The following is a 14099-nucleotide window of genomic DNA, read 5'->3' on the forward strand; positions in this document are numbered from 1 at the left end:
CACCGTATAAGCAAGAGTTGAGCGCTGGCAATAAAAAGGCGCTGAGTTCAGCGCCTTTCAATCACAGTGGCAGGGTTAAACCGGATGCTTGAAACAGTCACCAATTTGATCACTGATGGCTGTCAGCACATTCCGTCGGGTAATGATCCCAACCAGACGTCCGCCCTCAACCACAGGATACAACTTCGGTTTCTGTGCCGACATGGTTTCCGCCAGCTGAATAATGCTGGTATCCGGACTCACCGTCAGCACTTCGGTTCGCATGACATCACCGACAGTGTGGGTATCCTGACAGTGATAACCGACTTTCAACAGCTTCTGAATAAAATCCTGTTCAGACACAAAGCCAACAACATGACGGTACTCGTCAATGACAGGACCGCCGATTTGCTTGGAAGTGAGCATTTTGTCCAATGCCTTAGACAAAGACATGTTCGCTTCGAAGGTCACTGGCCGCGCATTCATATAATCTCGGACTTTAATCGACTCCATGCATTCCCCCCTGAATGATTCTTTTTGGATTCGCAGGCAGGACTTGCGTGTTTTCCCTGCACCGATAACTTAAGTGTCGTCGATTTCGGGCAAAAGTCTAAATCGAAAAAATCTATTTTATTCATTGCTGTTGACGATGAATCATCCTTAAGAAAGGAAGAACATCATTAACATAGCCAGCGGCAATTGATCGCCATTCGCTAAAATGACTTTATCGCCTTCAATTTTGACCGAGAAAATCGCTTTGTCGTCCTGAAGGGTCAATAAACCGCTGTCCACCAGTTGTTCTGTCGGAGAAGCCGCTCCCAAAATTTCATCGATGAGTACCGACGGCACTTCAAAGTAAATCTCGCCATCGAGCTTAGACGTAATCTGAGCCAGATTTTGCGATGCTCTCGCCAATCCTGGCTGTACAGTTAACCGGACATTGCCTTTCAGTGGTCCTTCCGGTGCCAAGAGACTGATATCTTTGAGGTTAAAAGTCAGCCCCTTCGCCACCAGTAAATCCAGCGCTAATGCAATATCTTCCAGTTGCTCCGGCGCCAGTTCTCCTTCGATATCATCAGACAGAACACTCAAACGGGTTAACGCGTCGTAATCCAGATCGGTGAACAGCAACTCAACATTGAAGTTCTGGTATGCCTGACCATCCATTCCCGTGATGGCACCAATACTCAGCTGATTGCTGTTATTCAGTAAGGCAGAAGCCGCAGGTTGCGTTTCAGTTTCCTTTTTCGCTTCCGTCAGCTGATTCAGCGTCGTCACCTGAATCGTATTCATCTGAACTGCCATCTCGGACAGATCATCCCGGAATGCCAGAGACTCAACACTCAGGTGCTGATCACCAATCCAGAAGCCATCATCCAGATAACCCAGACCGCCGCCCTGCAAGCCTTTCAGTGCCATACTTTCATTTGCAACCGTCTGCAACTGAGCGTCTTTCAAGGCGTAACCGAATGTGCTGTGACCATCCGAAGTCACATTGCCGGTGAATGTCAGGGGCTGCGTCGTAAAGCGGTTCCCTTCCTGATCATCATAAGCAAACGGATTCAGCGTCAACGCCAAATCAGTTTTCCGGGTAAGGGAGGTGGATGTTTTCAGCGTCAGTGGAACCACATCGCTGCCCCACCAGGCATGGACCTGCGGAGTGACCGTCTGATCAAGAACCAGGGTACTATCCGCCGTCATCCCGAACAGGCCATGATGAATCTCGTGAGCAATCTGCCATTCAGTCGGCCAGCCCTGCTCTTCAAACAATTCTTTCCAGCTGGATTTCACGGCAATTTTCGACACCGCATGAGACTCGAGATAACCCCGGTCATAGCTTTCCGTGGTTACCGAAACATAAGGGCTGTCGTATTCACCCACGGTGTCCTGAAAAATTCGCTCTCCGATCTGACCCACAGCCAAAGGCCAGCATAAAGCGACGGCAACAGCGCCTGCGACCGCACCCACTTTTCCTAACATTGATATATCCAAGTATTAATTACAGAATTGATGCAAAGAGTGTATTACAAACCTTATCTTTGCTCTATGGATCAATCACTTTTATGACTTGAACACAAAAACTATTCCGCTTGTCATCCCGCACCGTCTGTGGGAAAGTTTGGCAAGATCACATTTTTACTTGTCTTGGAGCCCCCGATGAAAGTCGCCGTGTTCAGTGCTAAAAAGTACGACCAGATTTCATTTCATAAAAGTAATCAGCAATTCCAGCTGGATCTGGATTTCTTTGATATCCAACTGAATCTGCAAACCGCCAAGCTGGCACACGGTTTCGATGCAGTCTGCGCTTTTGTGAACGATGATCTGAGTAAACCTGTCATTGAGGCCCTGTCGCTGTTCGGTGTCCGGATCATTGCCATGCGTTGTGCCGGATTTGACAAAGTCGATCTGGAAGCAGCCAAACTCTACGGTGTCCAGGCCGTTCGGGTGCCTGCATATTCCCCGCAAGCGATTGCTGAACATACCGTGGGCCTCATGCTCAGCCTCAACCGGAAAATCCACCGCGCCTATCAGCGCACCCGGGATGCGAATTTTTCGCTGGACGGTTTAACCGGCTTTAATTTCTATGGCCGCACCGTGGGCGTGATTGGCACCGGCAGGATTGGAATTGCGACTATGCATATCCTGAAAGGTCTGGGGATGAACATACTGGCATATGACCCATTTGAAAACCCGGAAGCCCTCAAACTGGGTGCAACCTACACCTCTCTCGATGATATCTACGCTCAGGCCGATGTGATTACGCTGCACTGTCCGATGAGCAAAGAAAACTACCACATGCTGGATGCTGCCGCTTTCAGCAAAATGAAAGATGGTGTGATGATTATCAACACCAGCCGGGGAGAACTGATCCATTCGAAAGATGCAATCGAAGCCCTCAAAAGCCAGAAGATTGGCGCGCTGGGCGTCGATGTTTACGAGAACGAAAAAGATCTGTTTTTTGAAGACAAATCGAATGACGTTATTCAGGATGATGTCTTCCGTCGTCTGTCTTCATGCCATAACGTGCTCTTTACCGGGCATCAGGCGTTCTTAACAGAAGAAGCGCTGGGCAATATCGCGGATACAACCTTGTCGAATTTGCACCTTTTTGCGCAGGGCACAAAATCAGGCAATGAATTAATTCAATAAAAAATGGACAGTCGTTTAAGAATTTTTGTTTCTTGAAAACCATGTCAATGATCACAAATATGTGATTTTTGCTACATTTTTACGCGATTGTCTCCGGATGGCTGCACTTAATCCCCAGACAAACTGTTATTGGCGGAGCGAGTTGATTAAAATGTCCCAATTCTTTTTTGTTCTTTGGATCAAGATTTATGCGTAAATCGTTTATCGCTGCTGCACTGATGCTGTCATGTGTTTCCGCAGCACAAGCTAACTCGGCAAATACTATGAGTAACTTCAGCTACGACTATACTGAAGTCAGAATTGGTATGAGCCCGCTGACTTACGGTGCAGGCTTCAGCAAGTCTATTCATCCAAATGCTCATTTCACGGGTAGCATTGATTCTGAATTCGAAAGCGATTGGGATATTGCTCTGGGTGTTGGTTTCCATGCACCAATCAACAACTGGGCCGATCTGACGGGTGAACTGAAAGCGCGTAACATTAAGAATAAAGCCGAGTTTAACGACACAACCGGCAAAACAGGGATGGAAGTCAACCTGGGTGTTCGTCAATGGTTAGGTCCGCAACTTGAAGTCGGCGCAAAACTTGGCCACATCAATGTCCATCAGATCGAAGAAACCTTCGGTTCTGTTTATGGCCGTTTCCATGCAACCGAACTGTTCTCAGTGGGTGTTGAAGGCCGGATTAACGATGTCTACGGCGACCAAATCATGCTGTCTACACGCTTCAAATACTAACAACATGATTGCCTGATTTTCTGAAGACCCGGCCTTGAGCCGGGTTTTTTATACCCGTCAAAGTAAGTCAATGATCAGAAATAGCGCAGGGAAAATGTTTGAGAACAAGGCGGATTTTTTAGATCAGCAGTGATTCTACAATCAAAAAATCTAACGCAGTGATCGAACATTTGAACAAGCCAGGATGACCAGTGATTGACTGCGATTGGTATGATGTCTGGCAGGGCTGTGCCAAGCCAGTCACCGCGAAAGAAAAAAAACCCGCCAATTGGCGGGTTTCTCAATCTTGCCTGAAAACGTCTGACTTACCAGCCCGTCACTTCACGCAGTGCTTTACCGATTTCAGCCAGGCTCTTCACAGTTTTCACGCCAGCAGATTCCAGTGCTGCGAACTTGTCTTCCGCAGTCCCTTTACCGCCAGAGATGATCGCCCCTGCGTGGCCCATACGTTTACCCGGAGGTGCAGTCACACCAGCGATATAAGAAACAACAGGCTTAGTTACATTTTCTTTAATAAACGCTGCGGCTTCTTCTTCTGCGGTACCACCGATTTCACCGATCATCACGATCGCTTCTGTCTCTGGGTCTTCCTGGAACAGCTTCAGAATATCAATGAAGTTTGAACCTGGGATCGGGTCACCACCGATACCAACACAGGTTGACTGGCCGAAGCCTTCATCTGTGGTCTGCTTCACGGCTTCATAAGTCAGTGTACCTGAACGAGATACGATACCGACTTTACCTTTCTTGTGAATGTGACCAGGCATGATGCCGATTTTGCACTCATCCGGCGTAATCACACCCGGGCAGTTTGGACCAATCATGCGAACGCCAGCTTCATCCAGCTTCACTTTCACATCAATCATGTCCGTTGTCGGGATGCCTTCTGTGATCGTCACGATCAGCTCGATACCCGCGTCAATCGCTTCAAGAATGGCATCTTTACAGAAAGGTGCTGGCACATAGATCACGGTTGCTGTTGCGCCCGTCGCTTCAACGGCTTCACGGACTGTGTTGAACACAGGCAGACCCAGATGCGTTGTACCACCTTTACCCGGAGACACACCACCAACCATTTGTGTACCGTATGCAATTGCCTGCTCAGAGTGGAAAGTACCCTGGCCGCCAGTGAAGCCCTGGCAAATTACTTTGGTATCTTTGTTAATTAATACAGACATTATTTGCCCTCCGCAGCAGCAACAACTTTCTGAGCAGCGTCTGTGAGCGACTCAGCTGCAATGATATCCAGACCTGATTTCGCCAGCACTTCACGTCCCAGATCCGCATTCGTCCCTTCCAGACGAACCACAACCGGAACTGTCACGCCAACTTCTTTCACAGCGCCGATGATGCCTTCAGCAATCATGTCACAACGGACAATCCCACCGAAAATGTTCACCAGAACCGCTTTGACGTTGTCATCAGACAGGATGATCTTGAATGCTTCTGCGACGCGCTCTTTCGTTGCACCGCCACCAACATCCAGGAAGTTTGCAGGTTTGCCACCGTGCAGGTTCACGATGTCCATTGTACCCATCGCCAGGCCAGCACCATTGACCATACAGCCAACGTTACCGTCCAGAGCAACATAGTTCAGTTCCCACTGTGCTGCGTGTGCTTCACGGGCATCTTCCTGAGAAGCATCGTGCATTTCACGCAGTTTTGGCTGACGGTACATCGCATTGGAGTCGATGTTGATTTTACCGTCCAGACACAGCAGGTTGCCGTCGCCGGTGATGACCAGCGGGTTGATTTCCAACAGCGCCAGATCGTAGCGGGCAAACATCTCACCCAGACCCATGAAGATCTTGGTGAACTGTTTGATTTGATCGCCTTTCAGGCCCAGTTTGAATGCCAGCTCACGACCCTGATAAGCCTGAGGGCCAACCAGTGGATCAATGGCAGCTTTGTGGATCAGTTCCGGCGTTTCTTCCGCAACTTTCTCGATTTCTACACCACCTTCAGTCGATGCCATGAACACAATACGGCGTGTACCACGGTCGACCACTGCACCCAGGTACAGTTCATTGGCGATGTTCGACGCTTCTTCAACCAGAATTTTTGTCACTGGCTGACCGTTTGCGTCTGTTTGATAAGTCACCAGGTTTTTACCCAGCCACTTTTGTGCGAATTCTTTGATGCCTTCTTTATTGTCGTGCAGCTCAACGCCGCCCGCTTTACCACGGCCGCCCGCGTGAACCTGACATTTGACAACCCATTTGTTGCCGCCAATTTTACCAGCCGCTTCCGCAGCTTCTTGTGGGGTATCACATGCATAGCCTTCAGGAACTGGCAGGCTATACTCAGCAAAAAGTTGTTTTGCCTGATATTCGTGCAGATTCATTATGTTCTATCCGTTATCTAATCCCTGTGGGACGTGTTATATCCATTGAAATACTCTTGGGTATTTCTTCTTCAGTCATTCCGGCTGAATACCGCCACCAATTCAGGTGGCGGCAGCTTCAGCGCGGTTTACACGTCCAGTAGCAGACGTGTTGGGTCTTCAAGAAGCTCTTTAATCGTTACCAGGTAGCCTACAGACTCTTTACCATCAATCAGACGGTGGTCATAGGACAGTGCCAGGTACATCATTGGCAGGATTTCGACCTTACCATTCACCGCCATTGGACGGTCCTGGATTTTGTGCATACCCAAAATCGCAGCCTGTGGCGGGTTGATGATTGGTGTAGACATCAGTGAACCGAAGACGCCACCATTGGTAATGGTGAAGTTACCGCCGGTCAGTTCATCCACAGTCAGCTTACCGTCACGGCCTTTGATTGCCAGCTCACGGATGCCCTTTTCAATCTCAGCCAGACTCAGCTTGTCGCAGTCACGCAGGACAGGAGTCACCAGACCACGTGGCGTAGACACAGCGATGCTCACATCAAAGAAGTTGTGATAAACAATATCATCACCATCAATGGATGCATTCACTTCAGGGAAACGCTTCAGCGCTTCAACCACAGCTTTCACGTAGAAAGACATAAAGCCCAGACGGATGCCGTGACGCTCTTCAAAAATGTCTTTGTACTGCTGACGCAGATCCATGATTGGCTTCATGTTGACTTCGTTGAAGGTCGTCAGCATCGCAGTGCTGTTCTTCGCTTCCAGCAGACGCTCTGCCACACGCTTACGCAGACGAGTCATCGGTACGCGTTTTTCGCTGCGGTGCGCCAGTGGAGCTTCCACTTTCGCTTCAGCTGCGGGTGCTGCAGCCGAAGATTTGCCACCTTTCACGAAGGCTTCAACGTCTTCACGAGTGATGCGGCCACCCACGCCAGAGCCTTTCACAGCGGATGCATCAATGCCATGCTCGCTGATCAGACGGCGAACAGCAGGGCTCAGTGCATCGCTGGTCTCTTCAGACAATGACGCGGTTGAACGCTTGTTCGGAGAGGCTTCAGCACTTGCAGGCACATCTTTGGTTGGTTCACCGGCGACTGCGCCAGCTTTGATCTTACCCAGCAGCTGCTTGGTTAGTACCGTGGTACCTTCTTCTTCAAAAATCGCTTCCAGAATGCCATCTTCAGGCGCTGGCACTTCCAGCACGACTTTGTCAGTTTCGATATCGACCAGAACTTCGTCACGGCTCACTGCATCACCCGGTTTTTTGTGCCAGGTTGCTACGGTTGCATCTGCTACTGATTCAGGTAAATCGGGAACCAGAATTTCGATTGTCATCTCAGTTTGTCCTTTTTGTTCCAGCTCTGGGTTTATTGTTCTGTGTTCAATGCGTCGTCAATCAACGCTTTCTGTTGTTTCAAGTGTACTGACATATAACCAACGGCAGGCGATGCGGATGCAGGTCGGCCGGCGTATGTCAGTTGCGTACCTGCAGGCAGGGCGGCACGGAAGTTATGCTGGCTGCTGTACCAGGCCCCCTGGTTTTGCGGCTCTTCCTGACACCAAACGAAATCGGTGACATGCTGATAGTCCGCCAGTGCAGCTTCAACGTCCTCTTTCGGGAACGGATACAGTTGCTCAATCCGAATAATCGCGACATCGGTTTGTTCGCGCTTGCGGCGTTGTTCCAGCAAATCGTAATACACTTTGCCTGAACACATCACAACACGCTTCACCTGTTTCGCATCCAGTGCATCCACTTCACCGATCGCTGGCTGGAAATTACCATCAGCCAATTCATCCATGCTGGACGTACACAGCGGGTGACGCAGCAGGGATTTCGGAGACATCACAATCAGTGGGCGACGCATTGGGCGCAGCACCTGACGGCGGATCATGTGGTACACCTGTGCCGGCGTTGAAGGAATGACAACCTGCATATTCTGTTCAGCACACAACTGCAGATAACGCTCCAGACGTGCAGAGGAGTGCTCTGGACCCTGGCCTTCATATCCGTGTGGCAGCAGCATGGTCAGACCGCACATACGGCCCCATTTCTGCTCACCAGAGCTGATGAACTGGTCGATCACAACCTGAGCACCGTTGGCGAAATCACCAAACTGTGCTTCCCAGATCGTCAGACCGCCTGGTTCTGCGGTGGCGTAACCATATTCAAATGCAAGAACCGCTTCTTCAGACAGAACTGAGTCGAAGACCTGGAACGGACCTTGTTTATCATGAATGTTCGCCAGTGGCATATAAGTGCTGGCGTCAGTCTGGTTATGCAGTACCGCATGGCGGTGGAAGAAAGTGCCCCGACCGGAATCCTGACCGGTAAACCGGATACGGTGACCTTCGTCAACCAGCGTTGCATAAGCCAGAATTTCGGCCATACCCCAGTCAACGGCTTTCTCACCGGCAACCATCGACTGACGGTCGTTGTACAGCTTCTGAACACGACTTTGCAGCTTGTGGCTGTCAGGATGCTGACAAACACGCTGGCCCAGCTCGTGTAAACGCTGGCGATCGATGGTATTCGGCCACTCAACGGTCCAGTCGTGACCCAGATACGGAGACCAGTCCACAGAATGAAGCTTCATCGGACGCCACTCTTTCACGACACACTCGCCGCGATCCAGCGCATCACGATATTCATTCACCAGTGAGGTTGCCGTTTCTGCCTCGATGAATTTCTCATCCACCAAAGCATCGGCATAGATCTTACGTGGCGTCGGATGTTTCTTGATTTTCTGGTACATCAGCGGCTGAGTCGCATTCGGCTCGTCCGCTTCGTTGTGACCATGGCGGCGGTAACACACCAGATCAATGACAACATCACGCTTAAATTCGTTACGGAAATCCAGCGCCAGACGGGTGACAAAAGCCACAGCTTCCGGATCGTCTGCATTCACGTGGAAAATCGGCGACTGAACCATCTTCGCAATATCAGTACAGTATTGCGTTGAACGGGTGTCCAGCGGGTTGGAGGTGGTGAAGCCAATCTGGTTGTTGACCACGATACGAATCGTACCGCCGACTTTGTAGCCACGAGACTGGGACATGTTGAAGGTTTCAGCAACAACGCCCTGACCCGCAATCGCAGAGTCACCGTGAATGGTAATCGGCAGAACCATTGAGCCATCTTTATCACCCAAGCGGTCCTGACGAGCACGCACAGAGCCCACAACAACAGGGTTCACAATTTCCAGATGAGATGGGTTAAAGGCCAGTGCCAGGTGAACATCACCGCCCGGTGTCGCGAAGTCAGCCGAGAAGCCCTGGTGATATTTCACATCACCGGTACCCCAGGATTCACCATGCTTGCCCGCAAACTCGTCGAACAGATCCTGAGGTTTTTTCCCCAGCACGTTGACCAGCATATTCAGACGGCCACGGTGCGCCATTCCAATCACGACTTCACGTGCACCGCTATGACCCGCAGTCCGGATCAGCTCTTTCATCATTGGGATCAGGGCATCGCCCCCTTCCAGTGAGAAACGCTTCGCCCCCGGGAATTTTGCCCCCAGATAACGCTCAAGACCTTCCGCCGCAGTCAGCTCATCCAGGAAAGTCATTTTCTCTTCCTGAGTGAACGTACCTTGGCCGACCACAGATTCCAGACGCTGCTGAATCCAGCGCTTTTCATCTGTATCAGTAATGTGCATGTACTCAGCGCCAATCGAACCACAATAGGTTTTTTTGAGCGCGTCGTAGATCTCAGACAGCTTCATCGTCTCTTTGCCTATGGCAAAGGAACCTACATTGAAGCTTTGGTCAAAATCTTCCGCTGTCAGGTTATGGTAAGCAGGATCTAAGTCAGGAACTCTTTCCTGTTGCCATAATCCCAGCGGGTCCAGGTTCGCATGCTGATGGCCACGGAAACGGTATGCGTTAATCAACTGCAATACCTTCACCTGTTTGGCATCAACATCAGGATCGCTGACGCTAGCACTTAAAAAGGTCGTTTCTTTCGCTAAACGCCGGAAGTAATCACGAACACGTGAATGAGGCTGATCAACAACAGCACCATTCACAACAGGCAATTCACTAAAAACGTGACGCCATTCTTCGTCAACTAATTCTGGGTCGCTTAGATACAACTCGTAGAGGTCTTCTACGTAAGTTGCGTTGGCGCCAGCCAGATGTGAAGACTCGAGCCAAGCCTTCATAACGCCGTTCTGCATTGTTTTCCCTTAACCACTTGTTATCGCCACTTGCACCGGCTCATCACCGGGCTGAAAAGCCAGCCAATCATCTTGGCTGGCATATCGATAATTCTATTCAATTACACCGAACGCTTAAGCAACATGGATCGAATATTACCAATTGCTTTGGTCGGATTCAGACCTTTCGGGCAAACGCTGACACAGTTCATAATACTGTGGCAACGGAAGACACTGAATGCGTCATCCAGCTCCGAAAGACGTTCTTCTGTTGCAGTATCCCGGCTGTCAATCAACCAGCGATATGCCGCCAGCAGGCCTGCCGGACCGATAAATTTGTCCGGATTCCACCAGAAAGACGGGCAAGACGTCGAGCAACATGCACACATGATGCACTCATACAGACCATCCAGATGCGCACGTTCTTCCGGCGACTGCAAATTTTCCCGCGCTGGCGGATGTTCACCTTCATTAATCAGGAACGGCTTCACCTTCGCATAGTTGGTGTAGAACTGCTCCATATCGATAATCAGGTCGCGAATAACAGGCAAGCCTGGCAGCGGACGAATGACAATCGTTTTTTGATTGGTCAGTGCGGACAGCGGTGTAATACACGCCAGACCGTTCTTACCATTCATGTTGATACCATCTGAACCACAAACGCCTTCACGGCAAGAGCGACGGAAAGCCAGCGATGGATCCTGCTCTTTCAGCAGGATTAGCGCATCCAGAACCATCATGTCTGAGCCTTCTGGCACTTCCAGCGTGTAACCTTTCATGTGCGGCGCGTTGTCGACATCAGGGTTATAGCGGTAAATCGAGAAATTCAGTTTCATGTTGTTTACCTCCCTTAGTATGTCCGCGCTTTCGGCGGGAATGCTTCACGATGAACTGGGGTCATATTGACATCACGCTTCGACATTTGCTCTGTCTCAGGGTTATAGATGGAATGACACAGCCAGTTTGCATCGTCACGATCCGGGAAGTCGAAACGGGCGTGCGCACCACGGCTTTCCGTACGATAGTTTGCAGCCACAGCGGTTGCATACGCAGTTTCCATCAGGTTATCCAGTTCCAGGCATTCAACACGCTGGGTGTTAAACTCGCTTGAAGTATCATCCAGACGCGCTTCTTTCAAACGCTCGCGGATTTCTTTCAGCTGGTTCAGACCTTCTGCCATCGCAGCACCTTCACGGAATACCGAGAAGTTGTTTTGCATGCAAGATTGCAGATCTTTACGGATTTGTACCGGATCTTCGCCTTTTTGCGTGCTGTTCCAGCGGTTCAGACGCGTCAGGGAAGCTTCGATGTCAGATTCTGTTGCCGGACGCGCTTCAGCTTGAGCTGCCAGAGTTTCACCCAGATGCAGGCCAGTCGCACGACCAAATACAACCAGGTCAAGCAGAGAGTTGCCGCCCAGGCGGTTCGCACCATGCACAGATACGGATGCGATTTCACCACAGGCAAACAGGCCCTGAACTTCTTCGTCCTGACCATTTGCGTTTTGCTTAATGGCTTGTCCGGAAACCTGAGTCGGTACACCGCCCATCATATAGTGACAGGTTGGAATCACAGGAATGGGCTCTTTCACCGGATCGACGTGCGCAAAGGTACGCGACAGTTCAAGAATGCCTGGCAAACGAGATTCCAGAACATCTTTACCCAGATGATCCAGTTTCAGTTTAATGTGTGGTCCCCATGGGCCATCGCAACCGCGGCCTTCACGGATTTCTACCATCATTGAACGGGCAACAACGTCGCGGCCCGCCAAGTCTTTCGCATTCGGTGCATAGCGTTCCATGAAACGCTCACCATCTTTGTTCAGCAGGTAACCACCTTCACCACGACAACCTTCAGTAACCAGGACACCAGCGCCGGCAATACCGGTTGGATGGAACTGCCACATTTCGATATCCTGCATGGGTACACCCGCACGCAATGCCATACCGACACCATCACCCGTATTAATGTGTGCGTTCGTGGTTGACTGATAGATACGACCTGCACCACCGGTAGCCAGAATTGTGGCCTTGGATTTGAAGTAACAAACCTCTCCGGTTTCCATACACAGCGCGGTACAGCCCAGAATGGCACCGTCTTGGTTTTTGACCAAATCCAGTGCATACCACTCAGAAAAAATCGTGGTCTTATGCTTCACATTTTGCTGGTACAGCGTGTGTAGCAACGCGTGACCGGTACGGTCTGCCGCTGCGGCTGTACGCGCCGCTTGCTCGCCACCGAACTCTTTCGACTGTCCGCCAAATGGGCGCTGATAAATACGGCCGTTATCAAAACGAGAGAAAGGAAGACCCATTTTCTCCAGTTCAATGACAGACTGAGGGCCATTCTTACACATGTACTCGATCGCGTTTTGGTCACCGATGTAATCAGAGCCTTTTACCGTATCGTACATATGCCATTCCCAATTATCCGGGTGGGAGTTACCCAGAGCAACGGTGATACCACCCTGCGCAGAGACGGTATGGGAACGGGTTGGGAATACTTTAGACAGCAGCGCACATTTCAGGCCCTGCTCAGAAATTTGTAGTGCTGCACGCATGCCTGCACCACCAGCACCGATTACGACGGCGTCAAACTCTCGAACTGCAATGCTCACTTACGCACCCCACACAATAAAGAAACCAGAAAACAAATAGACGAACAGCACAGCGACAATCGCAAGCAACAGACCGGCACGCAGCATCGCGGGTTTAATATAGTCTGTCAGCACTTGCCACATCCCAATCCAGCCATGGATGAGGACGGAGACTAAAGCCAACATCGTGAAGACTTTCGTACTCAGCTGTGAAAAGAACGCCGTCCAGGTTTCATAAGTGAGCTCAGGACCAAAAGCGAAAAAGCACACCATATAAATCGTGTAAAGTGTAAGGATAATTGCGGTAGCACGGACCAGAATAAAGTCGTGGACACCGTTACGTCCGATGGTGGATACGTTATTTACCATACCAGGCCTCCTGCAAACACTGCCATGACCGCCACAATTGCAAAACTGATTTTTGCGCTTTTTGTGCCGGATTCCAGCTCTTCAAAATATCCAAACTCCATGATGAGGTGACGAATGCCCAGCACGATGTGGTAAAAGAGTGCGGTCAGGACGCCCCACAGGATGAATTTGACAAAGTAGCTATCTGTAATTGCAGCAGCTTGTTCAAATCCCTGAGGAGAAGATAAAGAGAGGTTTAGCAGCCATAAAAGGATGGCAAGGGAAACGAAGGTGATCACGCCGGATACACGGTGCAGGATAGACGAGATCGCTGTCAGCGGAAAGCGAATCGTCTGTAGGTCGAGGTTGACAGGTCTTGTCTTGTTAACTTTCACGGTCTTTGCCCACTCAGCTCCATAGAAGCGTTTTATTTTTATAAAACCTCCGGCATGCGTACGCCAAAACAGCGCAACAAAGGCACAACAACTGCGCTACACTTAATTAGCACAAGTCTATGTACAGCAAAGCAAAAGTCGTTTCAGCTCAGGCAGCTAAATTACTAATAACTTTATCATTGTTTCTGGCGATGGCAGAACCAGAGACCTGCGGCGAGTATACGCCTCGCAACAATCAATTACAAACCCTGTTACATGACCTCTAACACGGTTTGAGATGTAGGCCCGCTTTTACTTAAAGTTATTAACAAGCGCACACTCCCATGAAGAGGAATTGACAACATCCTGACCGAGCTGTACAAAGACGACACATCCGATTTCGGGT

Annotated in this window: 12 protein-coding genes; 2 read left to right on the forward strand and 10 right to left on the reverse strand. The window is 50.1% G+C overall.

The genetic code is table 11. The annotated features are described in order from the left end of the window. Nucleotides 1-75: 75 nt before the first annotated feature. Together Q4579_RS02215 and Q4579_RS02220 are read right to left on the reverse strand one after the other, a co-directional pair. Complete coding sequence (locus Q4579_RS02215) at nucleotides 76-492, reverse strand: CBS domain-containing protein (RefSeq protein ID WP_303561289.1); 417 nt, start codon at nucleotides 490-492, stop codon at nucleotides 76-78. Nucleotides 493-639: 147 nt separating this feature from the next. Further along, nucleotides 640-1959: a DUF945 family protein gene (locus Q4579_RS02220; protein WP_303561290.1), complete on the reverse strand. Its 1320-nt coding sequence runs from the start codon at nucleotides 1957-1959 to the stop codon at nucleotides 640-642. Nucleotides 1960-2136: 177 nt separating this feature from the next. Here Q4579_RS02220 and Q4579_RS02225 point away from each other — a divergent pair, with 177 nt between their 5' ends. Both Q4579_RS02225 and Q4579_RS02230 read left to right on the forward strand, forming a co-directional pair. Next, on the forward strand, nucleotides 2137-3129 hold the full coding sequence (locus Q4579_RS02225; protein ID WP_303561292.1) for a 2-hydroxyacid dehydrogenase: 993 nt from the start codon (nucleotides 2137-2139) through the stop codon (nucleotides 3127-3129). A 188-nt stretch (nucleotides 3130-3317) separates the two neighbouring features. Further along, nucleotides 3318-3866 (forward strand): hypothetical protein, encoded by a 549-nt coding sequence (locus Q4579_RS02230; RefSeq protein ID WP_211645766.1) that lies wholly within the window; start codon nucleotides 3318-3320, stop codon nucleotides 3864-3866. A gap of 305 nt (nucleotides 3867-4171) precedes the next feature. Here Q4579_RS02230 and sucD read toward each other — a convergent pair whose 3' ends face one another. From sucD to sdhC, 8 genes are all read right to left on the reverse strand, one after another. Next, the gene (gene sucD / locus Q4579_RS02235; protein WP_303561294.1) at nucleotides 4172-5044 is read right to left on the reverse strand and encodes a succinate--CoA ligase subunit alpha; all 873 of its coding nucleotides are present in this window, start codon (nucleotides 5042-5044) and stop codon (nucleotides 4172-4174) included. Then, nucleotides 5044-6210, reverse strand: coding sequence for an ADP-forming succinate--CoA ligase subunit beta (gene sucC / locus Q4579_RS02240; protein ID WP_303561296.1), 1167 nt, complete (start codon nucleotides 6208-6210; stop codon nucleotides 5044-5046). The genes sucD and sucC overlap by 1 nt, the downstream gene beginning before the upstream one ends. A gap of 128 nt (nucleotides 6211-6338) precedes the next feature. Continuing rightward, entirely contained in the window at nucleotides 6339-7550 is a 1212-nt protein-coding gene (odhB, locus tag Q4579_RS02245) for a 2-oxoglutarate dehydrogenase complex dihydrolipoyllysine-residue succinyltransferase (protein ID WP_303561297.1), read from the reverse strand. 32 nt (nucleotides 7551-7582) lie between these two features. Beyond that, complete coding sequence (gene sucA / locus Q4579_RS02250; RefSeq protein WP_303561298.1) at nucleotides 7583-10396, reverse strand: 2-oxoglutarate dehydrogenase E1 component; 2814 nt, start codon at nucleotides 10394-10396, stop codon at nucleotides 7583-7585. 101 nt (nucleotides 10397-10497) lie between these two features. Further along, nucleotides 10498-11211, reverse strand: coding sequence for a succinate dehydrogenase iron-sulfur subunit (locus Q4579_RS02255; protein WP_303561300.1), 714 nt, complete (start codon nucleotides 11209-11211; stop codon nucleotides 10498-10500). A gap of 14 nt (nucleotides 11212-11225) precedes the next feature. Then, nucleotides 11226-12992 carry a succinate dehydrogenase flavoprotein subunit gene (sdhA, locus tag Q4579_RS02260; protein ID WP_303561301.1) on the reverse strand — a complete coding sequence of 589 codons (1767 nt, stop codon included), beginning with the start codon at nucleotides 12990-12992 and terminating at the stop codon, nucleotides 11226-11228. Then, nucleotides 12993-13340 carry a succinate dehydrogenase, hydrophobic membrane anchor protein gene (sdhD, locus tag Q4579_RS02265; RefSeq protein WP_303561302.1) on the reverse strand — a complete coding sequence of 116 codons (348 nt, stop codon included), beginning with the start codon at nucleotides 13338-13340 and terminating at the stop codon, nucleotides 12993-12995. Next, complete coding sequence (gene sdhC, locus Q4579_RS02270; protein ID WP_211645774.1) at nucleotides 13334-13714, reverse strand: succinate dehydrogenase cytochrome b556 subunit; 381 nt, start codon at nucleotides 13712-13714, stop codon at nucleotides 13334-13336. The genes sdhD and sdhC overlap by 7 nt, the downstream gene beginning before the upstream one ends. Nucleotides 13715-14099: the final 385 nt, after the last annotated feature.

Source organism: Photobacterium sp. 1_MG-2023, from assembly GCF_030547945.1.
In the GTDB taxonomy this organism is placed as follows: domain Bacteria; phylum Pseudomonadota; class Gammaproteobacteria; order Enterobacterales; family Vibrionaceae; genus Photobacterium.